Raw genomic sequence first — 24,989 nt, 5'->3', positions numbered from 1 at the left:
GCGACGGATCAGCTCGGGAGCCGCCACATTCGCACACGACCCGCACCACGCAATTCCGTTTCCTCGAGTGGGTCGCAAGCAAATTTCGGTCCAAGCAGTTGGCAAGTTGCATCGGAAATACGAATTTCATCGGGCTCCGCGGACGTTTGAATACGTGAGGCGAGATTAACGGTCTCACCCCACAGGTCATAGGCGAACCGCCTCTTGCCTATGACGCCGGCGACGATCGGTCCTGAGTGAATTCCAATTCTCAGCCTTATCGGTTCTCCTGCGAAGCGTTCCCGCTTGACCGCTTTGCGCAGCTCAATCGCATAGCGCGTGAGGGCCCTTGCATGATCGGATCGCGCCGTGGGCAGGCCGGCGACCACCATCACACAATCGCCAATTGTTTTGATCTTTTCGCAGCCGTATCGCTCAGAGAGCCGATCCGCCGCCTTGAAGAAGTAGTTTAAAATAGCGAGCGTCGTCACCGCTCCGACGCTGCGCGCTCGTTCCGTAAAACCGACGATGTCGGCAAAAAGCACACTCACCTCTGCGTGGTTGTCGGCAATTTTCTTTTGCGCTTTCAATCGCTCCGCGATCGAGGCCGGGAGAATGTTGAGGAGCAGGTTTTCGGCGCGCTGATATTCACGCGCCAATCCCTCCTGGCTCTTCCTCAACGCCTCGTTCGTCGATTGCAATTTTTCGTTGAGTTGACGCTCCCTCTCTTGCAGGAGCGTCATTTCATAGGCCTTCTGTTGAAGCCGCTGCCTGTTGTCTCGTTCGGCAGTGGCGTCCAGAAAAAGCAGCCACACGAACGCATTGTCAGCAAAAAAATGGAGGTCGGCGACACGCCCGCCGGGCAGTTCAACCATGTCCATGCGAAACGGAAGCTCCGGGCAAGGCAGCAAGCCCTCCATGAATTCAAGCTGCTCGGCAACAGGCTTGCCGATGCGAAGTGATGACAGCCCGTAATGTTCAACATTACCGCCCTTGGCAGCTATGCAAAGCTCAGGGTCGATTTTCAGATAAGCGACAGCGTGCCCGTCGAAGAAGAAATTGAAAAACCAATTTCTGACTTCTTTTGGCAATTCGTGCATGGTCTATTTGGTGACCATCAAGGCAAGTTGACGAAAGGCGTCATCGACCTGCTCGCCCGAAAGCGCACTTGTTAGATAGATTTGCCATCCACGTTGCCTCAACTCGTTGATCTCACCATCCGATATCGCCCACCGATCGGCCAGATCGGACTTGTTGAACAGCAATACGAACGGCATGGCGCCGAATTCGGCCTCGACCCGTTCGCGCAGCGTGAGTGCCACGGCAAGAGTAGCGGCGCGGGTTCCATCGACGACAAGCACGAGCCCGGTTGCACCGCGAACATAGCTGACGCGGAATGAGCCGATATCGTCTTCGCCGGCCAAATCCCACAAAATCAGATCCACGGTTTTGTCCGGGAGCGCGACGCTCTTCTTGTCGATTTTCACTCCGACGGTGGTCAAGTAGGTTTCTGAGAAGATGCTCTGCACAAACCTGCGGACCAGACTCGTCTTTCCGACAGCGAAGCCGCCCAGCATGCAGATCTTTTTTTGCAACATGTTGGGCTCCGCTAGTCCAGGTTTACCGTAATCGAAACCCGGCGATTGGTGGAGCTACCGGTTAGACTGTTTTCAGGTACAGCCGGCTCAAAAGTGCCCGCGCCCCGAACCAGCAGCAGTTCGGGAGCAACGCCGCGCTTGTTGAGAAGCGCACGAACTGTCTCGGCGCGGGCGGCGCTGATCGACGCGTTGGCCGTCTCACGGCCCGTGGTGTCCGAATGCCCGGTCAACATGAACCGCGCCGTTACGCCGGAATTGCGGGCACTCTGGGCGAATTCCTTTATTTGATCCGCCAACCTGTCGAGAACCGGCGTCTGCTCCGGTCCCGGCACAACCTTGCCGGAAGAGAAGAAAATATCGGTCGTCTGGATCGCCTGCCGCAAATGATTAAGTTCTGCAAGGTTCAGCTCACGCAGCTGCGAGACATCCAGAACCACTCCGTCCGCCGAAAGTTGTTCAGCGGCGGCCCGCGCGCGGTTGATCCAGCCGGCAGGAGCCTCACCCACGGCCACGATGCGACCCTGGATGATCGAGAGCTGAACGGTTTTCGGCGGGGACAGCGCCGCCGTCAGCCGCTTCACCACAAACTTCGGATCAAGGCTCTGATAGAATTGCCACTGTGCATGAACGCGGGCAGGATCAACGTCCGTTCCGGAGAGCAGGGCTTGCGGGTCGGCGGCAAGCGGGTCTCTCAAGCCGGAAATGTAGAAATGTCCGCCCCTCGCGCTTTGTTGGGCGACGATGATTCCCGATTGGGCCTCAAGTCGCGACACATAATACTGCCAGTGCTCCGCCGCGCGTGCTTCGGGGCTCACGTCACGAACCTTGGAGATGTCGAATTCGGGTCCGCCTGCCGAAAGCTGCCGGGCCGCTGCGCGCGCGCGATCGATCCAGGTGTCGGGAGCCTCACCCTCGGCAACGATGCGATCATCGACGATCGAAAGTCGTACTGTATCCGGCGGATACAGTGACGCCGTCAGCCGCTTCAGCACGAACTCCGGCTCAAGGCTCTGATAGAACTGCCACTGCGCATGAACCCGGGCGGGATCGACCTCTGTTCCCGACAACAGCGACTGCGGATCGGCGCCAAGCGGGTCTCGCAGGCCGGCGATATAGAATTGGCCGTCGCTTATCTTTTGGTCTGCAACGATGATGCCCGGCTGGGTCTCCAGTCGCGACACATAGGCGTGCCAGCGCTCCGCCTCGCGCACTTGGGGACTTACGTCACGAACCCCCGAGATATCGAAGACCGGCCCGCCTGCCGAAAGCTGCTGGGCCGCCGCGCGCGCCCGGCTGATCCAGGTGTCGGGAGCCTCACCCTCGGCGACGATGCGGCCATCGACAATCGAAAGTCGCACTGAATCCGGCGGAGCCAGCGACGCCGTCAGCCGCTTCAGCACGAACTCCGGCTCAAGGCTCTGATAGAATTGCCATTGCGAATGAACCCCGGCCGGATCGACTCCCGTGCCTGACAACAGCGACTGCGGGTCGACGGCAAGCGGGTCCCTCAGGCCGGCAATATAGAACTGGCCATCGCGTACCTGCTGTTCGGCAACGATGATGCCCGGCTGGGCCTCCACTCGCGACACGTAAGCCTGCCAGCGCGACACGTAAGCCTGCCAGCGCTGCGCTGACTGCCAGGAAAGAAAGTACCAACCGCCTGCCAGACTCAAAAGCAGCAGGGCAACGGCCGCCACCAGCCACGGAAATCCGTCGTTTGATTCCTCCTGCTTCAGCTCGACGCAGGTCTGCAACTGCGCCTCTACGGAGGCCAGCTGCGAACCGTCGCCGTCGAACTGCTCTAAAGCCTCTGAGGATTGCTCATGGATGCGAAGCAACACATCGCGAACGATTTCATGCAATTCCTCCGGCGGATTTCCCCGGATCACCGAAACCAGTGTCGCAAACGGTCCAACTTCCGACCAGAGACGAAGCTCGCCGAAACGGATTGTGTCCAGGCCGCTCTGCTCTTTCTCGTTAAATGAGTCTTTTACAAAATCCTGAATCGCACTGAGCATCGAAGAAATGAGCTGAGGATCTTCGCTCGTCGCATTGTCGGCAGTTACATGCGCTATCAAAAGGCCGGAATTCCGATGAATGAGAAAGGCATGTTCCACACGGTAGACAAGGGAATGCTTCAGAACAACTGCCGAGAAGCTTGCCCCTGTTCTCCAGGCTTCAAGTCTCCACTTGAGCCCGTGCCAGGTGAATATGTGCCTTAGAGTTTCATTCAGCGACTGAAAGGTCTGGTCGATCTTTTCGCCGATCGACTTGCGAATTGCCGGCAGAAACACCGGGTACAATATGTCCGTCAGCGTGCGCGGGCTCTTCTGGATCGACCTTTGCACAGCCCGTTCGACAGCTGGCGCAAGCGCCTCGCCGAGTTGCGCGTAAGGCGCTCGTCCGGCAGCACTGGGAAGAACGTCGCCCACGGCCGCCGCAAGCTGCTCGGGTTCGTCGAGCAGATGCGTGACGCGTGAAAGCTCGGAGATTTCGCGGCTGACCAGCAACTGCCGCAGCGTTTCCATGCGCGGATCGGCGGTTGGAACCGCCTCGAACTGCGCACGGTAGTCCGGATCAACGTTCCGGGCAATTTCGATCAAAAGACGAGCCAGAGCCTCGCGATCAATCTCTGTATCGTTCGAGGCTGTTCTTTGCGGAAGGTTGAATGGGTCGACGGTGGACGTCAAGGTCCCATCAACTCACTTTCCAGCTGCGGTCCGAGTTGCTTTTGCTCCCGACGGGATCCTGATTGAGACACTTTGCAACCTCGACAAACAGGCCAGCCAAAAGATTTCGGTCGGTCTTGACGTTGCTGAGGTCGGCAAACATCTTCTCGATCAGCATCTGAACGCCTTCATTCTTCTGCTTGATTTCCTCACGCAGCAAATGATCGTTTCGATTTATCCGGTCCGAAACGTCGCGCTCGAGCGCGCTCAACTGATCCGACAACGTGCGCACCTGCTTTTCAAGAGCCTGGTTTTGCTCGCGAAGATTCCGGTCGATCTCCTTGTCGGCATCGGCTCGTGAATCTTTTTCGCTCCGCAATTGCCCTGCAAGCGAATCGATCTGCTTCTTTGCATTCGACTCGTACATTTCGAGATTGCGCTTGGCCTCGGACTCGACATCCTTGAAGCGCTGCAACACCCGTTCTTCAAGCTTGGAAAAGCGGCGGTCATAGTCCTGCATCTGGTTGCCGAACAGCAGGTCACGGATCTTGTCGACACCGACGGCGTCGCCGGCGGTTCCGTTTTCGCGGGCCTGAACTCCCATGAAGTTCAGCCCGTTTCCTTCTGTGTTACCTATCAGATTTACGTCCGCCTTCTTTTCTGAAGAAGCGGAATTCGAAGATTCCTTAGCCATCCATATACCCCCATTGAACACATGCCGTCAGGTAAGCATGTCAGCAATCGGGCCGCAAGCCGGATTCGTCTTGACTTATGCCTATTCATGGGGCAGCCGAGCGCGATGGCTAACGGCCCGGCAATGGCAATCAGGGGCGATGCCCTCTTGAAGGCGCGGAGCGTGCGGACGGTTCCGGGTATCCAAAAAGCGGCCTTCAGTCGAACGTCGCCAGCGGCTCGGCATTGATCTCGACCCACTCACAGCGCCGGCTTTCGTGGTAAAAAGACTGAAATGGCGGCGGGAACGACGGGTCGGCGAAGGCGCCGACGGGAATGGCGATCACACCGGGCTGCGTGTCGATGCGATAGTGGACGGCGGCGCCGCACTCCGGGCAGAAATTGTAGATGACGCGGCCGCCCTCGTCGCCGGTGCGCGTGAACTGCTTCGCCCGTCCCTCGATCGATACATCAGCTTGCGCAAACCGGACATTGTAGCTGAAGGCGCTGCCGGTGCGGCGCTTGCAGTCGAGGCAATGACAGACCGAGATGCGCACCGGCTCGCCCGAACAGACGGCTGAAAGCTGGCCGCAGAGACATTGCGCGCGGCGCGTGACCATTGTTTCTTCCTCCCTTCACATCACTGCGTATCGGCGCTGGCCCTCAGTTCCGTCCGCTTCTGTTCCGAAACCATGGCCAGATCCAGCACCTTCTGCAGTTCGGCGGCATGGTGGAATGAAGGCTCGGCCTGCACGCCGCTGCGAACCGCATCGACGAAGCGCTGGTAATTGGTCGGCACCGTGCCGGCGTCGAGCACCTGCCATTTGGCGTTCTCGATATCCTCGCCGACACACGCCTTCAGTTCCGAACCCTCGAGATTGTGCACGACTTCGATGCCGCCCTTGTCGCCATAGATGCGCAGGCGCAATTCGTTGATGTGGCCGGTCGCCCAGCGGCTGGCGTGAACGACGCCAAAGGCGCCGTTGGAGAAATCCAGCGTCATGGCGAAGCTGTCATTGGCGTCGAGGTCGTATTCGCCGATGCGGTTGCCTGGCGCCTTGTCGAAGGTGCGCAGCCGGCAAAACACGTGGTCGACGTCGAGTGCGGCGCCATAGCTGGCGAAATCGAGGATGTGGATGCCGACATCGCCGAGCACGCCGTTGGAGCCGTGGTCGCGCGACAGCCGCCACAGCCATTTCGGGTCGGTGCGCCAGTCGCCCCAGAATTTCGAGACCAGCCAGCTCTGCAGATAGGAGGACTCGACGTGGCGGACGGTGCCGATCTCGCCGACCAGCACCATCTGCCGCGCCTTCTGCAAGGCAGCGACATTGCGATAGGTGAGATTGACCATGTTGACGATGCCGGCCGCCTCAGCCGCTTTGGCCATCTCGCTTGCCTTGCCGAAGTCTTCGGCCAGCGGCTTTTCGCACAGCACCGGCTTGCCGGCCGCGATCAACGCCATGGTGGTCGGGTGGTGAATGCGGTCCGGCGTGACGTTGGCGACCGCATCGAACTCGCCCCACGCCAGCGCGTCTTCCAGGGATGTGAACCGCTTCGGTATCTTGAACCCGTCGGCAAATTCGCCAACGCGCTTTTCATCGACGTCGACAGCACCGACGATCTCGACGCCGTCGATACCGCCGAAGCGGCGGGCATGCTCCTGCGCCATCCAGCCGGTTCCCAGTATCAAAAGCCGCATTTTCTGCACTCCGAGCGAATTGGTTCGATTCAATCATATGGCGCAGATACGGTCTAGGAAACCCATGCGGAAAACCGCCACGCCTTTTTTGCTGGATTTTGCTTTAGCGGAAGCCGGCCTCGCCCGAAGCGTGCAGCTTGCCGCCGCGCTCGACGATCGGCTCCAGCGCCTTCTCGACCGGCACGTTCGGCGCCTCAAGGATCGCCGACTTGGTGCCCTGCGGATTGTGCGCCCACTTCACCGCATTGCGCAGCACCTTGTGCACATTGGCGTCGTGATAGGTCGGATAGGTCTCGTGGCCCGGGCGGAAGTAGAAGACATTGCCGGCGCCGCGGCGATAGGTCAGCCCAGAACGGAACACCTCGCCGCCCTGGAACCAGGAGATGAAGACGGTCTCCAGCGGTTCGGGCACGGCGAACTGCTCGCCATACATTTCTTCATTCTCGAGCTCGAAATATTCGCCGACGCCTTCGGCGATCGGATGGCTGGGACTGGTCACCCAGAGTCGCTCGCGCTCGCCCGCCTCGCGCCATTTCAGCGTGCAGGGCGTGCCCATCAGCCGCTTGAAGATTTTCGAGAAATGGCCGGAATGGAGAACGATCAGCCCCATGCCTTCAAAGACCCGGCGGGCGACGCGCTCGACGATCTCGTCGGCAACGGCGCCATGGTCCTTGTGGCCCCACCAGACCAGCACGTCGGTCTCGGCCAGACGGCCGGCCGGCAGGCCGTGCTCCGGCTGCTCGAGCGTGGCGGTCGAGGCGGAGATCGCCTCGTCGGCGTTCAGCGCCTTGGCGATGGTCGTGTGCATACCTTCGGGATAGAGGGCGGCGACCACCTCATTGGTCCGCTCATGGATGTTCTCGCCCCAAACGACAGCGCGTATTGTCATGATGTCCTCGTGGTGAAGCCGACCCGCAGCGGTCACTCATAGTCTGCCTGGGGGTCAAAAGGGAATAGGCAGTGGGGAATAGGCTATAGGGGCAGAAAAACAAGGAACAGGCGATGGACGCTCCTGGGCCCTACTGCCTACTGCCTTACGCTCCCCGGCCTTCCTGAGCGACCCGCGTCAGCGGCTTGGTCAGGCGCGGCACGACGACGAGGCGCTTGATCTTGCCCTTCTTGTAGGCGGCAAGGAAGCGGGCGTAGTCCTTGAAGACGACGCAGCCATTGGACTCCGCACGGCCGCCGCGCAGCATGTAGGTGTGGGCGAGCAGGCCGTCGCGGCCGTACTTGTTGCCGCCGCTGACGGGAGTGAGACGGAGCGCCTCGACGCCATGGAAGCGGGATTCGCGCAGCCGCAGATCATAGGTGTTGGGCGGCGTCGGGCCGACATTCTTCTTGTGCACGAAGCGCGGCTGGTCGACCATCGAGCCCAGCCCCGAATGGGCCTCCAGCCGCGAGCCGTCCGGCATGTAGACGGTCTTGGCCGAGATATCGTAGACGGCGACGCCGCCGCCCATTCCGGGCGTGGCGAACAGATCCTTGAAGGCGCGACCGACACCGCCCGCCGGGACGTCCGGCTTGGCATAGGCCAGCATCTCACCGGCCTGTGTCTTCGACCTTTTGCCAGGCTTGATCCGGCTTGATTGGATGCTCTGGCTGTCTGGCACGCCAGGCAGTGCGGCGACCTCCGAAGTACTGCGTGGCGAGCGCGGCGACGAATTGCCCGGCGACTGGGGTGCGGGGCTCTCGGCCGTCCCGTCGGTCTGTGGCTTGGCTGCCCTGGGCTTGCTGGCTTGCCGAGGCTCTGCAGGCTGAGCGGTTTCGGCGCGTGGACGCCAACCCGGCAACGCAATGTTGTCGGGCAGATCGTCCTGCGGCGGCAGCGAAGCGACCTGAACTTCGGCCTGCTCAGGATCCTGCCCTCCGGCGATTGCTTCAACGGCCGGCGGCGGGGCCAGCATGTCAGCGTCTTCCGGCAAGCTGTTGGCCAGCGCCAGCGCCAGGCGCGACGAGCGTTCGATCTCAGCCACTTCCGGCCCAAAGCGTTCCGAGGCTGGGCCATGCTGATCGGGCAGCCGGACTTCGGCGAAACGGGCAGCGACCGGAAGGCTGGCAAGCATGAAGGGCGCATTCGAGGCCTTGGCGAAGGCGGCAGCCAGCTTTTGCGGCGACAGCTCTGCCTTGGCCACCACGCCGTCGAAGCGCATGCCGCGCGAAGTGGCGAGAGCGACGCTGGTGTTTGGCGCAATGTTTGAGGCGACACTGCTCGGGGCCACAGCGTGCGCGGCCGGCTTCAGCCGCGCCATCTTGCCGTCATGCGCGAAGTTCGCGGCGGCATGCGCGCAGCCGGCGTCGCATTGGCTGAGCAGCGAGGCCTGTGATTTTTGCGCCGAAAGCCGCGGCGCCCACGAATTGGCGAGGCTGCGGCGCGAATCGGCAAGTGCTGCGTTCGGCAGAAGCAGACTGTGCGGAAGGCTGTTGGAGGCTGCGGTGAGCGAGGTACCGAGCGAATAGAGGCCGGCCATGGTTGCCACCGACCACAGCGCCAAGGCCGCGCCGACAACCGGCACCACCACCCAGCGCTGGCCGGATCTCTTCGAAGTCAAACCCCGTTCAGGAGTGTCGCCCCGGTCTTTCAAACGCAAAAACGCCATACAACCACTCTCAATCGGCATGCAGGCTTGCGACCCTCGCATCCGTGACATCCACAGTTCGCTGGTGCCCCCTGCACCTTTCGCGTCTGTTGCCGATTGAATCAAAAGATGGACAAAGTTGGTTAACCAATCCCTCCATCAGCCACCGATTATGCGGCGCCTGATACGAAAAAAAGAGCACTCCATGGTCTGCGCCACGGTAGAATGCTCTCCCTCACCCCCGCCTTGCTGCCCGTTTTTGCGATCCAAGTCAAGGAAACGCTGCGTCAGCTTGCTGCAAGCCTGTGCTGATTGCCCGCTGATCGGCCTTCTCAATCAGTTGACCTTCCGGTGGCTGGAAGGTCTATCCGCTCAGAGACGGAGACTTCCGGCGACGGAAATTTACCGATGAGAACCGGCATCACGACCGAAGAATCCGACTGCAGGTCGAACCCCTGCTGCGGCTGGCTGATCACAGATGGATGGGGCAAGGACATGGCGCCGTGAGATGGACTGTGAAAGCGGCGCTGCTGTGGCTGGTCTGTGCCCTTACGATGGCCGCCTCCGTCGGCGGCGGACCGATGGTCGCGGCCCGGCAGGCGTCGATGAAGGAGATGGCGGCGGCTGCGAAAACCATTGCCGGCGTGTTCGACCGCAGGCAAGCCTATGGACGCGGCAGCCTTCAAGGCGGCAGCGGACACGCTGCGCGCGCGCACCGGCCCTGCCCTGATTGCCGAATTTCCGAGCGGCTCGCTTGGACCGCCTTCGCAAGCCAGGCTGGAGATCGATCAGTCACGGGCGGAATTCGAGGCCCTGGCAAATCATATCGGAACGCTCGCCGACGCTCTGGCCGCCAAGGCCGAAAGCGCGCCGGCCGTCATCACCGATGACATGCGCATGGGCACCGGCCTGGCGATGGGCGGCGGCAGCCTGCTCGGCAAGCGCTCGATTCCAGAGGAAGCCGATCCGACCAAACTGCCGGCGGAGCATATCCTGCATCTCATCCTGCAGGATTGCTCGACCTGTCATTCGAAATTCCGGCAAAAGGTACAGTGAAGCGACATTATCCGGCGGAGCATTTCTTGCTGGCCTGCGCCACAGTCACTTTGCATACAAGTAAATTCGTTTGTGCTAATATATCGCCGGTCGTGCATATCCATGCATGACGAGCATCGGGAGGATGCAATGAAAACCATGAATCGCAGGTCTGCAATTGCCCTCGGTCTGACGACCGCCGCGGTAGCGCCTTTGTTCCCCTTGGCGGCATCGGCAAAAATCAAGAAATACGGCCCGAAAGAGGGCAAGGAGATTGCGCCCGGTGTCAGGGTGGTGGAGGTCGGCACCGGCAATGCAGACATTCCCGCCTACAAGAGCATCGCAATTATCGACGTTGTGTTTCAGCCCGGAGCACATGCTCCTCAAACCGTGATGGACAACGACATGGTGTGCACCATTACCTCAGGTGCATTCACGATCAAGAAAGCGGACAAGGAATTCAAGCTCAAGACGGGTGATATGTACACCTGCTCCAAGGGCAAGACCGATGAAGCGACGAATACAAGCAAGGAGGTCGGCGTGCATCGCATCGCCGTATTGATACCCGCATAGCAGATGGAATTCCGGCCGGACCACGCCGTCGCGAGTCCGGCCGGCCAGACGAGGCGATCTCGTTCCGTCGTCAGCGCGGCCATCTCACGCCAGCCACTCCCTGATCGCCGGGCGGGCGGGAACGGCGCGCATGTGGTCTTCGCGCTATGGCTTTGTTTGGGCATGATCTTTTGGGGAAGCTGGCTTGGTTTCAAAATCAACGGCTAGGTCGAATGGCTGATCAATCAGCGCATCCACGTGGCCAATACGGAGATCGAAACCGCACGAGTTTTGCCGGCCACCAGGCGGTGTTCGAGGCGATCGAGCGCCGCGACCCGGAAGCGGCCGGCCAAGCGATGCGCGCGCATCTGGAAAACGCCCGGCGCAAGTTCAATTCAGGGTCGGGAAGACTGGGCTAGCCAGTTGACGCGGCGGCGCTCTGGCGCAAAGCAAAAAGCCCGCCGTTCAAAGCCGGCGGGCTCCCTTCAATCATACAGCGCGATCCGCTCGCCGGTAACCAGGACGACCGAATTTCGGCCTTCAGCGGCTGGTTGCGCTCAGGGGGCGGGCTTCGACGGGTTTGAAGCGACCAGCGATCCGAGTTTGCCGGCTTTGGCCAGACTCGGCTTTTCGTAAGTTTTCTTCACAGAATCCCTCCTCTAATGGCATCAATTTCCTCTGCCAGGCCTGTTTTGTCAAATCTGACAGCAGTCCGTCACAGGTCCCGGCGGCAATTCGTGCCCTTACGCCGGCTCGCGCTTGAGCGCCTGCGCCATGCAGTGAATGCCGCCGCCGGTCTTGGAAATCTCGCTCATGTCGACGGCAGCAACCTCGAAGCCGCGCGCTTTGAGTTGGCCGATCAGCGACTGGCTCGACGTCGGCGCGATCACCCTGTCCTTGCCAAGCGACATGAAGTTGCAGCCGAGCGCCATCGTGTCCTGGAACGGCACGTCGATGATCTCGTGGCCCTTGCCCTTCAGCCAGTGGACGATGCCGGGCTCGGTGCAGGCCAGACACACCGCGGTGAGTTTTTCGGCGATCGGCACCACCATCAGGTCGATATGGACGTAATATTCGTCGATGAAGGCGAGGCGCGTTTCCCAGCCTTCCTTTTCGAACCAGTCCTGCACCTGGCGGGCGCCCTCTTCCTGCGTGCGGGCGCCGCCGCAGCCGATCAGCACCACGCCCTCCTCGATGACGTTGAAGTCGCCGCCTTCGAAGGTGCCAGCCGTGACCATGTCGTAGATCGGGATGCCGAGCTTTTCATAGGTGCGGATGGCGGCATAGTTCTCGCCGCGCCGCCACCAATTGGCCATGGCGGTGATGAAGGCGCCGTAGGGCGTCATGACGCTGGAGTCTCTGGAATAGACCTGCATCGGCAGTTCCGGCGTCGGCTCGTGCCAGTGGATGTTGACGCCGAAATGCTCATAGGCGGCGACGAGGTCCTTGTGCTGCGCCTGGGCGATCTGAACGTTGCAGGGCGCTTCGCGCAAATGCTTGCGCGAGAGCGAGCTGGTCGAGAGGTGGCGCAGGAAGTTTGGCGAGCCGAGCAACACGTCTGTCAGCACGTCGGTCTCGTTGGCAAAGCCCCATGACGTCAGCGGCTTGGTGCCGCCGGCGGGATTGCGGCGCTGCAGCGAGAACGGTTCGGCGATGATGCGATCATGGACGGTCATAAGGTTCTCCTCGATTTGACTATGCAGCTTGATTGGATTGGCTGCTCGGAATCCACCAATCGCGTCCGCGCGCGGTGGTGACATATTCCGGCCAGCGGAAATTGATAGGCGGGTCATAGTCGCAAAGCGGCGCGATCCAGTTGGAGCCACCGACGCCGCCGCCGGTGCGGGTGACGAATTCGTCCATGGCTGCATCGCGCGCGGACTTGTCCTCGAGCAGGCGGAGGGCTGCAAGCGCAACCGTCTTGGCGGCGCAAATGACCATCGGGTCGATGGTGGCCGAGATACCGCCCAGCGCGTTCATCGCCCAGGATGGATAGGCATGGCCATTCGCCGAGCGCAGCGCCGGGCGGGCGACATAGAAGCGTGCGGTCGGCGTGTGCCACGACATGTCGGTGTAGTCGTCGGAGGTCGAGTTGATCTGCGACGGAGGCAAATCGCGGCGCAGGATTGCCTCGGCCTCTTGCGGCGCAACCAGCCGCTCCATCTCGTCGATGAAAGGGTTGTCGGTCGCGGTGCCGCCGGCATTGACCTGGACCTCGCGACCGATCGCTTTCGCCGCCTCGTCCCAGCTCGGAGCGCCAACGGTGGACAGCGCCTCATAGGCAATCCCCGCCATGGCGTGATTGGCGAGGCCCGGCCTCGACTTCGACACCCAATGGCGCTCATGGCGACAACCGCTGATCGCCGCGGCCGCGGCCGCATTACGGTCGAGCACCGCGGTGACCTGCTCTGCCATGGCAATGGTCGGCACGCGGATCATGTACTGGATCTCGGCCAGCCCCGCCGGCAGATTGTCGGCGGTCGCCTGCCCGGCGGTGAGGATCGCCTCGCTGATCGACCAGCCGCCCTGGTGGGGTAGCATGGAATCGCGCAGCGCCTTGGAGGCCATGTACATCGTCATCAGCGCGTCATTGGCGCCGGGCGCCCGCACCGCCGAATGCGCCTGCGGGATCGGCGCGCCATCGCTTGCGCGAACCCAGTTTTCGGGTTCGTCGCAGACAAAACGGTAGATCATCGCGTAGGCCGCGCCGCAATGCGTGTCCCAACGCGCCGTGTTGCAGAGCGGCAGCATATAGAAGGGATGGAACGAGATCATGCCGGCAAGGCCGTCATAATAGCCTTTGGCTGCATGGATCGGCTTCGAGCCCCTGACCTTCTCGGCCGGCTCGCCGGTGAAGCGCAGCGTCCCCTTGATGCCGTGGCGTTGCATTGCCGCCTTGGTGGCGAGAAGTCCGCCGAGGCCGGCAATGCCAAGCCCGGAATGCGGATCGGTGTGGCCGCCGGCCTCGCTGCCGAGGCCCGGCCGCGATCGCTTCACCGTTGCCGCGTCCTGGCAGTTGCCGGGCACGGCGTCGTATTCGCCGTACATGCCGATGGTCGGCCCCGGGCCATTCGTCCAGTGGGCGCAAAAGGCGGTCGGCATGCCGGCCGACCCTTCCTCGACCGAAAAGCCCTCATGCTCCAGCCGCGCGACATACCAGGCCGCCGACTGGTATTCGCGCCAGGCTGTTTCGCCGAAATCGAAAATGGTGCGCGTCCACGCCGACAGCGACGGCTGGATGCTATCGAGACAGGCAAGCGCGGTGGCTTGCGCCGAGGTCGTCACCGGTTTCTCCATGCGGCCCAAGAAAGCAGTGAAGCGGCATTGCAAAAAGTGATATGTTTTTCCGGTTCATGCAAATTCGGTTCACCTGAGGCCTCTTGCGAATACCTTCCACACAGGCGCTGCGCGCCCTCGACAGTTTTGCCCGTCACGGCAGCGTCTGGCGCGCCGCCGACGAACTGCACCTCACCCGCAGCGCCGTCAGCCATCAGTTGCGGCTCCTCGAACGCGACCTCGGCTTCGACCTGCTGGAGCGCATCGGCAAGGGCGTGGCGCTGACACCGCGCGGCCAGCGCTATGCCGCCGATGTGAGGAAGGCGCTGACCGTGCTCGGCGATGCGGTAACGCGCCAGGCCGGCACCGGCGTCGGCGGTTCGTTCGCCGTTTCCTGCACGCCGGGCTTCGCCTCTCTGTTTTTATGCACCCACATCGGCGAGTTCCGGCAGATGTATCCGGACGTGGCGCTGTCGATCCTGACGCCCAGGCGGCTGGACGATGTCAGCAATCCGGACGCCGATGCCTTCATTGCCTTTGGCGTCGGCAACTGGCCGAACCGCTCGGTGGAGTTGCTGTGCGAAATCTCGTTCACGCCACTTTGCAGCCCGACACTGCTCAACAAGGTCGGCGGCTTTTCAAAACCGGCCGACGTGCTGCGCGCCAATCTCCTGCATCTCGGCGACACCGAGGACTGGGCGCGCTGGCTGGCGCTGTCCAAGGTGGAAAACCCCGACACCGAAGGCGGCATCTTCTTCTCGGACATGAACCTCGTTTTTTCCGCGGCGATCGCCGGCCAGGGCATCGCCATGGGCGACGAGCTGACCAGCCGCCGGGCGCTGAGCGAAGGCCGTCTGGTGCGCCCCTTCGACATCGCGATCCCCTCGCCGCGCTCGTATTTCCTGGTGTCGGAACATGCCAAGGCCAGCCACCCGGTGCTGGAAGCATTCAATGGGTGGTTGAGTTCGAAGCTGTCGGAGAACCGGATCAGCCCGTACTAGCCTCCCATCCGTGAATCAAATTTGCCGATCAGGCGAAAACTATTCGGTTGCGGTGAGCCGGCGCACTGCCCTACGCTCAAGCCACGATCAAGGAAGAGGCAGGATGCAGCAACCCGGCCGGGCCGCAGAGATCAAGGCAATCGGGATCGGCAAGAGCTTCGGCTCGTTCCAGGCGCTGGACGACCTGACGCTCAATATCGGCCGCGGCGAGTTTTTGACGCTGCTCGGTCCCTCCGGCTCGGGCAAGACCACATTCCTGATGATCCTCGCCGGCTTCGTGCAACCGACCGCCGGCAAGCTTTTCAGCGACGGCATCGACATCACCGAGCGGCCGGCCGAACAGCGTGCCGCCGGCATGGTCTTCCAGGGCTATGCGCTGTTCCCGCACATGTCGGTCGAGGCCAACATCGCCTTCCCGCTCAAGGTACGCAAGAAATCGGCTGGCGAGATCAAGCGCCGCGTTGCCGAGATGATCGAGCGCGTCGGCCTCAAGGGCCATGAGACGAAACTGCCGGCGCAGCTTTCCGGCGGCCAGCAGCAGCGCGTGGCGTTGGCCCGCGCTTTGGTGTTCGAACCCGGCGTGCTGCTCCTCGACGAGCCGTTCTCAGCGCTCGACAAGAGCCTGCGCGGCCAGATGCAGGCCGAGATGAAGCGGCTGCATCAGGAGACCGGCACCACCTTCGTCTTCGTTACCCACGACCAGAGCGAGGCGCTGGCGCTGTCGTCGCGCGTCGCCATCTTCAACCATGGCAAATTGCTGCAGGTCGGTGCACCGGACGAGGTGTATGACCGGCCGGCCAATCGTTTCGTCGCTGAGTTCCTGGGCGAGATCAACATGCTGCCGCTCAAGGGCGTGAAGCGCGCCGACAATGGCGCGACCGCGCTCTGCGAAGACCGCGCGATCACGCTGCGCGGCAATGCCGAGGCGGTGAACGGCAACGCCATATTGGCGATCCGGCCCGAACATATGTCGATCGCGCGCGAAGCCGCCACCGGCGAGAATGGCATCGCCGCCACCGCCATCGGCTCGACCTATCTGGGTGCGGCGACCAAGCTCGACCTGACGACGCGCCAGGGCGCCAAGGTGACGGTGTCGGTGCCGAACGAGGTCGCGGCCGCGGCGCTGAGCAAAGGCAATTCCGTCTGGCTGACCTGGCCGGCGGAAAAAGGTTTCCTCCTTCCGGACGGAGGATGACGACCAAAGCGGGCTTCCAGCAATGAATCTGGGATTCGCGCCAACTACCGGAATTATCAACAACAAAAAGGGGAACTGACATGACAAACGAAACCAAAAAACAAGCCATGGACGGCTTGTCCGCTAGGGCAGCGCGCGGCGAGATTTCGCGCCGGCAATTCACGCAGCTCGCCGCACTTGTGCTGGCCGGCACGCCGATGCTCTTGCGCTCGACCGGAGCCTTCGCCGCGGCCAAGGAGCTGGTGCTGGTGAACTGGGGCGGCGATGCCCTCACCGCTTATGACGCCGCCTATGGCCAGGCCTTCACCAAGGAGACCGGCATCGCCGTCAAGATGGACGGTTCGGGCCCGACCGAAGGCGCGATTGCCGCACAGTTCAAGAGCGGCGCGCCGACCTGGGATCTCGTCGATGTCGACCCGTTCTCGGCCATCACGCTCGGCGCCCAGGGTGCGCTCGAGCCGATCGACTACGCCGTCGTCGACAAGAAGAAGATGCGAGAAGGCTTCGGCTGGGAATACGCGGCCTCGACCTATTTCTTCTCCTACGTCATCGCCTATGACTCGGAGAAATACGGCAAGGACGCGCCGACCGGCATGGCCGACTTCTTCGACGTGAAGAAGTTTCCGGGCAAGCGCTCGCTCTACAAATGGGGCGTGTCGAGCTGGGAAGCAGCGCTGCTTGCAGACGGCATCGCGCCGGCCTCGCTCTACCCGCTCGACCTGAAGCGAGCGCATGACAAGATCGCCGCTTTCAAGGAAAACGTCGTGGCTTACTGGGGCGGCGGCGCCGAGAGCCAGAGCGTGCTGCTCAACGGCGAAGCCTCGATGGCGATCGTGTGGTCGACCCGCGCCTCGCTGATCGAGCAGGACTCGGGCGGCAAGATCAAGTTCATCTGGGACCAGGGCCTGATTTCGCCCGGCGCGCTGGCCGTGCTCAAGGGCAACCCCGGCGGCAAGGACGCAGCGATGAAGTTCATCGCCAGCGCCCAGGATCCGCAAAAGCAACTGGTGATGTTCGACAAGCTCGGACAGGGTCCGGCCAATCCGGCCGCCGATGCGCTGATCCCCGCCGACAAGAAGCGCATCAACCCGGTCGATCCCGAAAACATGAAGAAGCAGATCGCGCTCGACATGGACTGGTACGCCAAGAATTACGGGGCAGCACTCGACGAATACACCAAGATCATCTCGGCCTGACCAGGCCGGGCACGAGCTTCGATGAGAGGCACCCTCTCCGACAGGATGGGCGCGGCGGTGCTGATGGCGCCGCTGCTTCTGTTCCTTGTGCTGGCCTACGCCTGGCCGTTCCTCGGCGTCGTCAAGTGGAGCGTCACCTTGCCGACACCGGGGCTCGGCCAGTATGGCGCGCTCGCCACCGATGCCCTGGTGCAGTCTGTGTTCATCCGCACGCTGCGCATCGCGCTGATCGTCACCGTGGTTTCCGTGGCGGCGGCATACGCCATCACCATGGTGTGGGTGCGCGGCAGCCCGGCACAGCGCATAATCGCTGAATTCTGCATTCTCGTCCCCTTCTGGATATCGGTGCTTACCCGCGCCTTCGGCTGGGTGGCGCTTTTGTCCAACCGCGGCCTGATCAACACCTGGCTGCAATCGATCGGCTTCATCTCCGAGCCGCTGGCGCTGGTGCGCAACGAGTTCGGCGTCATCGTCGGTATGACGCATTTTTTGATTCCATTCGCGGTGTTCCCGCTGGCCTCCGCCATGCGCAGCCTCGACGAGCGCGTGCTGCTCGCGGCGCGCGGGCTCGGCTCCAGCCGCATGCGCACCTTCTGGACCGTGTTCGTGCCGATGACGCGCTCCGGCATCATCGGTTCGGCGATGATCGTGTTCGTCTTCTCGCTCGGCTTCTTCGTCACGCCGGCGATCCTCGGCGGCGGCCGCAGCGTGATGATCGCCGAGCTGATCTACCTCAGGATATTCCAAAGCCCCGACTGGGGACTGGGTGCAGCGATCAGCGTCGTGCTGGTGCTGTTCGTCGGCGCGCTCATGGCGCTGCTGTTCCGCTATGTCAGACCGAAGCAGCTGATCTGATGCCGACCTATCGCCCCGGTCCCGTCTCGCTGATCCTCGCCGTGCTGGTGGCGCTGTTCCTGCTGCTGCCGCTGCTGGCGGTCATCCCGGTGTCGCTGACGCCAAGCCGCATGCTGGCTATGCCGACGGGCGAACTGTCGCTGCGCCACTACCGCGCGCTGATCGAGGATCCGCGCTGGCTCGACGCCATCCTGCTGTCGGTCCGCATCGGCATCGTCAGCAGCGTCATCTCGACCGTGCTGGCGCTGTGCTTCAGCCTTGGCGCCTGGATGTTCCAGCCGCGATTTACCGCCGCCCTTGTCGGCTTCGTGCTGTTGCCGATGGTGGTGCCGCCGGTGGTCTCGGCGATCACGCTCTACTTCCTGCTGACGTCGATCTCGGGCATGAGCTCGTTCTTCGGCTACGACACCTGGCTCGGCGTCGCCATGGCGCATTCGGTGATGACGGTGCCTTTCGCCACGGTGCTGATCCTGGTCTCGCTCAGCCAGCTCGACCGCCGCATCGACCTTGCCGCGCGCGGCCTTGGCGCCGGCGTGTGGGAACGCGCCACGCGCATCATCATGCCCAACATCAAGTTCGGCATCGTCACCGCCGCGCTGCTGTCCTTCGTGCTGTCCTGGGAAGAGATCGGCGTCACCCTGTTCATCACCTCGGTCAACGCCATCACGCTGCCGCGGCTGATGTGGATGGGCCTGCGCGACAACATCGACCCGGCGATCGCCGCGCTCTCGGTGATCCTGATCATCATCACCGTGCTGGTGCTGGCGGTGAGGACTGTGGTGGTGAAGATGCGCGGCGGGCACTGAGCCAAGGTGGCCAACAACAATCGGCGATAGCCAAGCCGCTGTGTGAAGGGCGTTACGGACGGTGAGCGCCGGGTACATTACGCGGCGTCATGGGAAACCTGCCGCTGGTGACATTTGCCTTCGTGTCGGTGCTCGGAATGGCGGTTCCGGGACCGGACGTCGTGCTCGCCATTACCAACGGCTCCCGCTACGGTTTTCGACGCGCGTTTCTCGGCATGGCCGGCGTCGTACTGTCTGATTTCGTTCTTATCAGCATCGTCGCGCTGGGCTTCGGCGCTCTTCTGCTGGCTTCGGAATTCTATCTGTCGGCTCTCAGGATGTTCGGCGCGGGCTATCTGCTTTTCGTCGCCATCGGTACCCTGCGCACCGCATCCCGACCTTCGTTCAACCCTAACCTTCCCGAAACACGCCATTCAGCCAAGGCACTCATTGGGCGCTGCTTCCTGGTGGCGGTCACAAATCCGGCGGCCTGGCTGCTTTTCCCCGCGATCCTGCCGCATTTTGTCCGCGTGGATGAGCCGATCGCGATCCAGTATGGCATCCTGGCCATTATCGCCGCGCTTGCCGATGTGTTTGTGCTGACGTTTTACGCAGCCCTTGGCGCGCGGGCTGCAAGGCTTCTGGCTGGGCCAAACGCCGTGTGGATCGACCGGTTTTACGGTATCGCCCTGCTTGGTCTTTCGAGCACTTTGATCCTGCAATCCCTCGGCCATCTGAGATAGTCGACACAGGAACACACAGGCCCGGATTTTAGCAATCGGCCCGTAGTCAGCTTGCGAAGAATCTCGACAGCCTTGCAGCCGTGTCTTCGGGGTGCTCTTCCGGGAAGAAATGCCCACCCTTGACCGAGCCGCCTCCGACGTTATCAGCCCATTGCCGCCAGATCGCCAACGGGCCGCCCTCCTCCGCATACCAGTTCTCCAACCCGCCCTCGCCGCTCCAGAGCGCAAGCAGCGGGCATCTGATGCGACGGCCATCAGCCTGGTCCTGCGCGTCGTGCTCGCGGTCGATGCCTGCGGCGGCGCGATATTCCTCGCAAATGGCGTGGGCATGGGCGGGATCACGCAGCGCCTCGATATAGGCGGCCCTGACCTCAGCGGGAAAAGCATCCGGAGCCGAGCCCCAGCCGGTGATCGCATTGTCGAGGACTACATCCGGTGCGGCAGCCAGAAGGCGTTCCGGCAGCGGATCGGGCTGGGCAAGCAGGCTCCACGGCCAGAAGGCCAGCGCCAGCCTGGCATCAACACGATCCCAGGCGGAGGCCGTGGGGATGACGTCGAGAACGGCGACTTTCGACACGGTTTCGGGATGGTCGAGCGCCAGCCGGTAGGCGACGCGGCCGCCACGGTCATGGCCGGCAACCGTGAAGCGGCCGAAGCCGAGAACGTCCATAACCTGCACCATGTCGCGCGCCATCGCTCGTTTGGAATAGGCGGCATGATCGGCTCCGGAAGCCGGACAACCACTTTGGCCGTAGCCCCTGAGATCGGCGGCAACCACGCTGAAGTTCGGCGCCAATGCCACGGCAATGTCCCGCCACATAACATGCGTTTCGGGAAAGCCATGCAGGAGCAGCAGCGGCGGCCCTGAGCCACCGGCCCTGACGAAGATCGATGTCTCCTCCATTTGAACGGTCCTGGCGTCAAAGCCCGCAAACATCAGCTGCCGCCAACCATTCCGTGGCTGGAAAGGATGCGCAACACCTGGACACCCTTCGGCAATTCGATCAGGAACTCCTTATCGCGGTCGAGATGGTGGATGCTTTGCGGATCGCCGCCGGTAAAGGCGGCCATTGCTTCGACGCTCTCCCAATAGGAGATGGTGATGAATTCCGAATGTGTCGGCGTGTCCTCGCGAAAAGTCTGCACGCCAAGCGCTTTCTCGATCAGCGGCTTGATACCAGCCTCGTAATTGTAGCGCTCATAGGCGTCGGCCCTGTCGGGCGAGGTCCTGCCGCGCCAGATGCGCGCAATGGTCGGGGTTTTCGGTGCCATCAGCGACAAACGCCTGAACGCGAGCCGCGTTCCGATCCCGACAGCATTCGCACCTGTAACCATCGGCCTGGAAGGCCGGGCGGCTGAAATCGATTTCAAGGCTCATATGCAATCTGCCTATGTCCACAAAGTGAATTGATTTCACTGGCGCGTCTAACTAGAGGCCGATTAAAATTAATGGATGCTTTGGATACTGCAGTCCAGCAACGAAAGTGGGGGTTGGCTGAATGAAGGGGAAGTGAGCATGAGCGAGACGTTTGGCCAGGATCAGTTCTTCCGAGCCGTCGCATCCCGCGGCATACCGCGCATTCGAGTGGCGGGGATTGTCGTGGATGACGACAAGCTGCTTGTCCAAAGGCCCGCCGATGATCCGAGTTCGTTCTATGCCTTCATCGGCGGCGAGTACGAAATCGGGGACACGTTTGAGACGCGGCTTCGTAAAGAGTTTGAGGAGGAAACGAACGCCCTAGTCGTGACCGCTCGCTACCTGTTTTGCGTGGAAAACCATTTCCAATACAAAGGCCAGACCATTCAACAGGCCGAACATTTCTTCCTGGTCTCCATTGACCGTCGCGACGTGACCAGCCGCGAAGGCCATCTCGTTCAGCACTGGCTGCCTCTCGTGGAATTGGCGAGCGCAAACCTTCGCCCGTTCGTCGTTCGTGATGCCGTGGCGTCTGGAACCTATCTCAGTGACCGTCACCTGATTCAGATGCCAGACCAGGCTTAGCCGTTCCGCAGCGTGCCGATTGCCGAAATGAGTTCCTGTGTCCATCCGCTTAGAAGGCCGGTGCTCTAATCTGCTACGGGAACGTTGCTGTCAGCGAACGCACCCTGCACTTCATGCAGCATGCAGCGGGATGGCGCTGACGTCGACTTCGCGCTCCGCATGCCAGGCACGCGGCCTGCATCCTGAGCCAGATCGCGGCCATCGCCGAACATCTTGCCAAGGCGGGCGGCCACGGCAGGCGATACCGGCTTCTTCTCACGGATGATATCGTAGAGCTGCTGGGCGCGAGATTCCGAGCAGATTGGCGATTTCCACCTTGGTCTTGCCGGTGGCGGGAACGATGTCGTCGAGCAACGCGCCAGGATGGGAAGGGCAGCGCTCGGTCGTTCTGTTTCGTTCGTACACCTTCAGAGTGCTACCCATATGCCAGGTACAAACCGTAACCTATGTGTCCGGAATGGACCCGGCAAAATTGGCGATCCCGACAGGATTCGAACCTGTGACCATCGGCTTAGAAGGCCGGTGCTCTATCCAGCTGAGCTACGGGACCGCTGGCCGGCATTTGATATCTTGGCCGGCTGGTGTCTATGTGCCAGGCGCTGACCGCCGGTCAATGCGTCCAGGGTATCCTGCGGTCATAGCGGAAATTTTCCGCGTAGGAAATCTGCCGGCGCTTGGTCTCTTTCGGCTCCTCGACACGGAAGGCCAGCCCCTGCTTTTCGGCATAGGCCACCGCTTCTTCCCTGGTGTCGAAGGTCAGCCTGATCTGGCTCAGCATGTCGCCCGATGTGGTGTAGCCCATCAGCGGGTCGATCTTCTTGCGTTGGGCGGGATCGAATTCCAGCACCCAATGGCCGGTCTTGGCCTTGCCGGACTGCATCGCGGTTTTGGCTGGGCTGAAAATACGCGCGGACATGGGCACCTCGTAGCTGCGTTGGCGGTAGCGCCGCCTTATTTCAGTCAATACTGTGCAACACTGCCGACGGCAAGGCCGAAGCGGCCTGCAACCAGGCCGCTTCGGCAGCGGCATCGACTGGATACACTGGCGTAGCATCAAAAGTCATGGTCATGATGGCGACACAAAGAGGCATGGACGCAGGGATTTTGCACGCCGAGGCCGGCAGCCAAGCGATTTTCGACGGCGCGATCGTGATCGGCGCCGGGGCAGCCGGCTTGACCGCAGCCCATGCGCTGCTCAAGACCGGCGTGCCTGTGATGGTGTTGGAAAAGGAAGCCCGGCTGGCCGAGCCATGGCACGGCCGGCACGAGCGACTGCATCTCAACACGCATCGCGACCTTTCGGCGCTGCCGGGCGTTTCCTTTCCTGCCGGCACCCCTGCCTTTCCGCACCGAAACACCATCATCGGCCATTTGAACGAATTCCACGCCATGCACCGGCTGCCGGTCGAGTTCGGCATCGCGGTCGAGGAGATAGGCTTCGAGGGCGACCACTGGCTTGTGCGGACCAGTGCCGGGCCGCGGCTGGCGCGCCATGTCGTCATCGCCACCGGGCGCGACCGGCAGCCCTTCATTCCGGCCTGGAAAGGCATGAAGGCCTTTGCCGGACGCATCATCCATTCGGCCGCATTCGGCGACGCCAAGGCCTATGCGGGCAAGAAAGTGCTGGTCGTCGGCGCCGGCAATTCCGGCTTCGACGTGCTCAATCACCTGGCGGCGGCCGGCACGGGACAGATCTGGCTGTCGGCGCGCAACGGTCCGGCACTGCTGCCCAAGCGCCTCGGCCAGATCGCCGTCCACCGGTTTTCGCCGATCCTGGCGCGGCTGCCGTTCAAGCTCGCCGATGCGGTGATGGCGGCGACGCAGCGATGGGCCTTCGGCGACCTCACGGCCTACGGCCTGCCGCCGACGCCTTCGGGCGGCGCAAGCCGGCTGGCGTCGGATTATACCGCCATCGCCACCGATGACGGCGCCGTCGATGCCATCAAGGACCGCAGGATCATCGTGCTGCCAACCGTGCGGGAATTTACCGGCGACACGGTCGTTTTCGACGATGGCGCGACGATCCAGCCCGATATCGTCATCGCCGCGACCGGCTACCGCACCGGGCTCGAGGCCATGCTGGGCAAGCTCGGCGTGCTCGACGAAAAGGGCGTGCCGCTGTTCAACGGCGCCGACAGCGACCCGCGACTGCCGGGCCTGTGGTTCACCGGCATGCGGCCAAGCATCCGCGGCTGCTTCGCCAATGCCCGCATCCAGGCCAAAGCGATCGCAGCCAGGATTGCACGGGAGCGCAGACCGCCAAGCCCCGTTTGACGATTTAGGGGTTGCGCGACAGGGTTCGGAACCGTATACGCCGCAGGGCCTCGGAGTGTAGCGCAGCCTGGTAGCGCATCTGGTTTGGGACCAGAGGGTCGGGAGTTCGAATCTCTCCACTCCGACCATTTCTTCCCACAAAGCCCATCCTTGCCCAGGTCACCCCCAAGGTCGCCAATGGCTGCCTCGCCGGTTGCGCCTGGCGGCACACATTGCCCAGCAGCAGCCGCTCGCCGATCGACCTACAATTTGTATTGGAACGGCAGTTCGCTCCGAGAGTTGTGTATGTTCAATGCAAGGAGCCAACAATGAAAACCCTTCTCGTCGCCTCGATGATCGCGTTCGCCGGAACGGCGGCTTTGATCGCACCGGCGCAAGCCGCCAGTCTGACTATCCAGTCCGATGACGACGATCAATATTCGTCCGACGATGGCGATATACAGATTCTTCGCCATCACCAGCGCCACAAAGACTATAGCGACGACTATGGCGACGACTACAGCGACAACCAGGATGGCCAATGGCGGCGCCACCATCGCCATCACCGCTGCCATATCGAACTGGTCAGGCACTGGCGCCATCACCACAGGGTCGTCGAAGAGGTCAGGGTCTGCGGCTGATCCGATCGCTTTAGACCTGCTACGGCCGAGTTTGGCGACCGGAGCACCAATCTGACCTAAAGCGCGTCTCATTTGAACGGACTCACGCGACGCGCTTGAGGTCTTGTTGATGCATGTGGTTCTCTCAAAACCGGGGCCACTTGAGCGACATGCATCAGGCGCCCGTATCATCGAACAGCATTCCTTCGGCGGGTTTGGCTGAAAATCCGCCGCAGGGATAATCCCCTCGCTTCCACCTCTATCGCCGGTCTAAAAGCGCGTC

25 protein-coding genes, 2 tRNA genes and 1 pseudogene are annotated in these 24,989 nt (G+C 62.0%); 13 read left to right on the top strand and 15 right to left on the bottom strand.

The genetic code is table 11. The features are described from left to right. Nucleotides 1-8: 8 nt before the first annotated feature. From X726_RS153080 to X726_RS153115, 8 genes are all read right to left on the bottom strand, one after another. The gene (locus tag X726_RS153080) at nt 9-1,079 is read right to left on the bottom strand and encodes an adenylate/guanylate cyclase domain-containing protein (RefSeq protein WP_023670317.1); all 1,071 of its coding nucleotides are present in this window, start codon (nt 1,077-1,079) and stop codon (nt 9-11) included. Between the two features lie 3 nt (nt 1,080-1,082). Beyond that, nucleotides 1,083-1,577, bottom strand: coding sequence for a Rab family GTPase (locus X726_RS153085; RefSeq protein WP_023670316.1), 495 nt, complete (start codon nt 1,575-1,577; stop codon nt 1,083-1,085). Nucleotides 1,578-1,588: 11 nt separating this feature from the next. Next, nucleotides 1,589-4,267: an OmpA family protein gene (locus X726_RS153090; protein ID WP_031214979.1), complete on the bottom strand. Its 2,679-nt coding sequence runs from the start codon at nt 4,265-4,267 to the stop codon at nt 1,589-1,591. A 7-nt stretch (nt 4,268-4,274) separates the two neighbouring features. After that, nucleotides 4,275-4,940, bottom strand: a complete 666-nt coding sequence (locus X726_RS153095; protein WP_023670314.1) for a hypothetical protein — start codon at nt 4,938-4,940, stop codon at nt 4,275-4,277. A gap of 196 nt (nt 4,941-5,136) precedes the next feature. After that, nucleotides 5,137-5,538 carry a GFA family protein gene (locus tag X726_RS153100; RefSeq protein WP_023670313.1) on the bottom strand — a complete coding sequence of 134 codons (402 nt, stop codon included), beginning with the start codon at nt 5,536-5,538 and terminating at the stop codon, nt 5,137-5,139. Between the two features lie 20 nt (nt 5,539-5,558). Continuing rightward, nucleotides 5,559-6,617: a Gfo/Idh/MocA family oxidoreductase gene (locus tag X726_RS153105; protein ID WP_023670312.1), complete on the bottom strand. Its 1,059-nt coding sequence runs from the start codon at nt 6,615-6,617 to the stop codon at nt 5,559-5,561. 103 nt (nt 6,618-6,720) lie between these two features. Further along, nucleotides 6,721-7,506: a ThuA domain-containing protein gene (locus X726_RS153110; RefSeq protein WP_023670311.1), complete on the bottom strand. Its 786-nt coding sequence runs from the start codon at nt 7,504-7,506 to the stop codon at nt 6,721-6,723. Nucleotides 7,507-7,651: 145 nt separating this feature from the next. Continuing rightward, a complete protein-coding gene (locus X726_RS153115; RefSeq protein ID WP_245259950.1) occupies nt 7,652-9,085 on the bottom strand; it encodes a tlde1 domain-containing protein in 1,434 nt (477 codons plus the stop codon). Between the two features lie 774 nt (nt 9,086-9,859). Here X726_RS153115 and X726_RS01000000166980 point away from each other — a divergent pair. The 3 genes from X726_RS01000000166980 (at nt 9,860) to X726_RS1000000168990 (ending at nt 11,199) form a co-directional block, all read left to right on the top strand. Beyond that, the gene (locus tag X726_RS01000000166980) at nt 9,860-10,249 is read left to right on the top strand and encodes a cytochrome c (RefSeq protein WP_245272118.1); all 390 of its coding nucleotides are present in this window, start codon (nt 9,860-9,862) and stop codon (nt 10,247-10,249) included. Nucleotides 10,250-10,378: 129 nt separating this feature from the next. Beyond that, nucleotides 10,379-10,801 carry a hypothetical protein gene (locus X726_RS153120; protein ID WP_023670308.1) on the top strand — a complete coding sequence of 141 codons (423 nt, stop codon included), beginning with the start codon at nt 10,379-10,381 and terminating at the stop codon, nt 10,799-10,801. 212 nt (nt 10,802-11,013) lie between these two features. Next, nucleotides 11,014-11,199 carry an FCD domain-containing protein gene (locus tag X726_RS1000000168990; RefSeq protein ID WP_198037332.1) on the top strand — a complete coding sequence of 62 codons (186 nt, stop codon included), beginning with the start codon at nt 11,014-11,016 and terminating at the stop codon, nt 11,197-11,199. Nucleotides 11,200-11,523: 324 nt separating this feature from the next. Here the strand turns inward: X726_RS1000000168990 and X726_RS153125 are convergent, their stop codons facing one another. Both X726_RS153125 and X726_RS153130 read right to left on the bottom strand, forming a co-directional pair. Then, entirely contained in the window at nt 11,524-12,456 is a 933-nt protein-coding gene (locus X726_RS153125; RefSeq protein WP_023670306.1) for a dimethylarginine dimethylaminohydrolase family protein, read from the bottom strand. Nucleotides 12,457-12,475: 19 nt separating this feature from the next. Further along, nucleotides 12,476-14,077: a peptidase M20 gene (locus X726_RS153130; RefSeq protein WP_031214977.1), complete on the bottom strand. Its 1,602-nt coding sequence runs from the start codon at nt 14,075-14,077 to the stop codon at nt 12,476-12,478. A gap of 83 nt (nt 14,078-14,160) precedes the next feature. Between X726_RS153130 and X726_RS153135 the strand changes: the two genes are divergently transcribed. From X726_RS153135 to X726_RS153160, 6 genes are all read left to right on the top strand, one after another. Then, a complete protein-coding gene (locus tag X726_RS153135; RefSeq protein WP_023670304.1) occupies nt 14,161-15,057 on the top strand; it encodes a LysR substrate-binding domain-containing protein in 897 nt (298 codons plus the stop codon). 103 nt (nt 15,058-15,160) lie between these two features. Then, the gene (locus tag X726_RS153140; protein ID WP_023670303.1) at nt 15,161-16,252 is read left to right on the top strand and encodes an ABC transporter ATP-binding protein; all 1,092 of its coding nucleotides are present in this window, start codon (nt 15,161-15,163) and stop codon (nt 16,250-16,252) included. A gap of 80 nt (nt 16,253-16,332) precedes the next feature. After that, complete coding sequence (locus X726_RS153145; RefSeq protein ID WP_023670302.1) at nt 16,333-17,448, top strand: ABC transporter substrate-binding protein; 1,116 nt, start codon at nt 16,333-16,335, stop codon at nt 17,446-17,448. A gap of 21 nt (nt 17,449-17,469) precedes the next feature. Further along, nucleotides 17,470-18,303, top strand: coding sequence for an ABC transporter permease (locus tag X726_RS153150; protein WP_023670301.1), 834 nt, complete (start codon nt 17,470-17,472; stop codon nt 18,301-18,303). Continuing rightward, nucleotides 18,303-19,109 carry an ABC transporter permease gene (locus X726_RS153155; RefSeq protein WP_023670300.1) on the top strand — a complete coding sequence of 269 codons (807 nt, stop codon included), beginning with the start codon at nt 18,303-18,305 and terminating at the stop codon, nt 19,107-19,109. Before X726_RS153150 ends, X726_RS153155 begins: the two co-directional genes overlap by 1 nt. 89 nt (nt 19,110-19,198) lie before the next feature. Beyond that, nucleotides 19,199-19,831, top strand: a complete 633-nt coding sequence (locus X726_RS153160) for a LysE family translocator (RefSeq protein WP_023670299.1) — start codon at nt 19,199-19,201, stop codon at nt 19,829-19,831. 46 nt (nt 19,832-19,877) lie between these two features. On the opposite strand, the gene X726_RS153165 is transcribed toward X726_RS153160, so the two are convergent. Both X726_RS153165 and X726_RS153170 read right to left on the bottom strand, forming a co-directional pair. After that, the gene (locus X726_RS153165) at nt 19,878-20,735 is read right to left on the bottom strand and encodes an alpha/beta hydrolase (protein ID WP_245272117.1); all 858 of its coding nucleotides are present in this window, start codon (nt 20,733-20,735) and stop codon (nt 19,878-19,880) included. A gap of 32 nt (nt 20,736-20,767) precedes the next feature. Beyond that, nucleotides 20,768-21,103 (bottom strand): hypothetical protein, encoded by a 336-nt coding sequence (locus X726_RS153170; RefSeq protein WP_023670297.1) that lies wholly within the window; start codon nt 21,101-21,103, stop codon nt 20,768-20,770. 244 nt (nt 21,104-21,347) lie between these two features. On the opposite strand from X726_RS153170, the gene X726_RS153175 reads away from it, so the two are divergent. After that, nucleotides 21,348-21,833 carry an NUDIX domain-containing protein gene (locus X726_RS153175; protein WP_198037330.1) on the top strand — a complete coding sequence of 162 codons (486 nt, stop codon included), beginning with the start codon at nt 21,348-21,350 and terminating at the stop codon, nt 21,831-21,833. 111 nt (nt 21,834-21,944) lie between these two features. On the opposite strand, the pseudogene X726_RS1000000171700 reads toward X726_RS153175, so the two are convergent. The 3 genes and pseudogenes from X726_RS1000000171700 to X726_RS153185 form a co-directional block, all read right to left on the bottom strand. Further along, nucleotides 21,945-22,256, bottom strand: a pseudogene (locus tag X726_RS1000000171700) (HigA family addiction module antitoxin). A 50-nt stretch (nt 22,257-22,306) separates the two neighbouring features. Next, nucleotides 22,307-22,383, bottom strand: a tRNA-Arg gene (locus tag X726_RS153180). Nucleotides 22,384-22,443: 60 nt separating this feature from the next. Continuing rightward, complete coding sequence (locus X726_RS153185) at nt 22,444-22,749, bottom strand: ETC complex I subunit (RefSeq protein WP_023670294.1); 306 nt, start codon at nt 22,747-22,749, stop codon at nt 22,444-22,446. A 173-nt stretch (nt 22,750-22,922) separates the two neighbouring features. On the opposite strand from X726_RS153185, the gene X726_RS153190 reads away from it, so the two are divergent. The 3 genes from X726_RS153190 (at nt 22,923) to X726_RS153200 (ending at nt 24,727) form a co-directional block, all read left to right on the top strand. Then, nucleotides 22,923-24,107 (top strand): NAD(P)/FAD-dependent oxidoreductase, encoded by a 1,185-nt coding sequence (locus tag X726_RS153190; RefSeq protein ID WP_050588542.1) that lies wholly within the window; start codon nt 22,923-22,925, stop codon nt 24,105-24,107. A 51-nt stretch (nt 24,108-24,158) separates the two neighbouring features. Then, nucleotides 24,159-24,235: transfer RNA gene (locus X726_RS153195), tRNA-Pro, on the top strand. Between the two features lie 180 nt (nt 24,236-24,415). Next, complete coding sequence (locus X726_RS153200; protein WP_023670292.1) at nt 24,416-24,727, top strand: hypothetical protein; 312 nt, start codon at nt 24,416-24,418, stop codon at nt 24,725-24,727. The last annotated feature ends 262 nt before the right edge of the window (nt 24,728-24,989 follow it).

The sequence above is a fragment of the Mesorhizobium sp. LSJC285A00 genome (assembly GCF_000503155.1).
Lineage (GTDB): Bacteria > Pseudomonadota > Alphaproteobacteria > Rhizobiales > Rhizobiaceae > Mesorhizobium.
The sequence above is the reverse complement of the archived record's forward strand: the minus strand, read 5'-3'. Positions and strand labels throughout refer to the sequence as shown.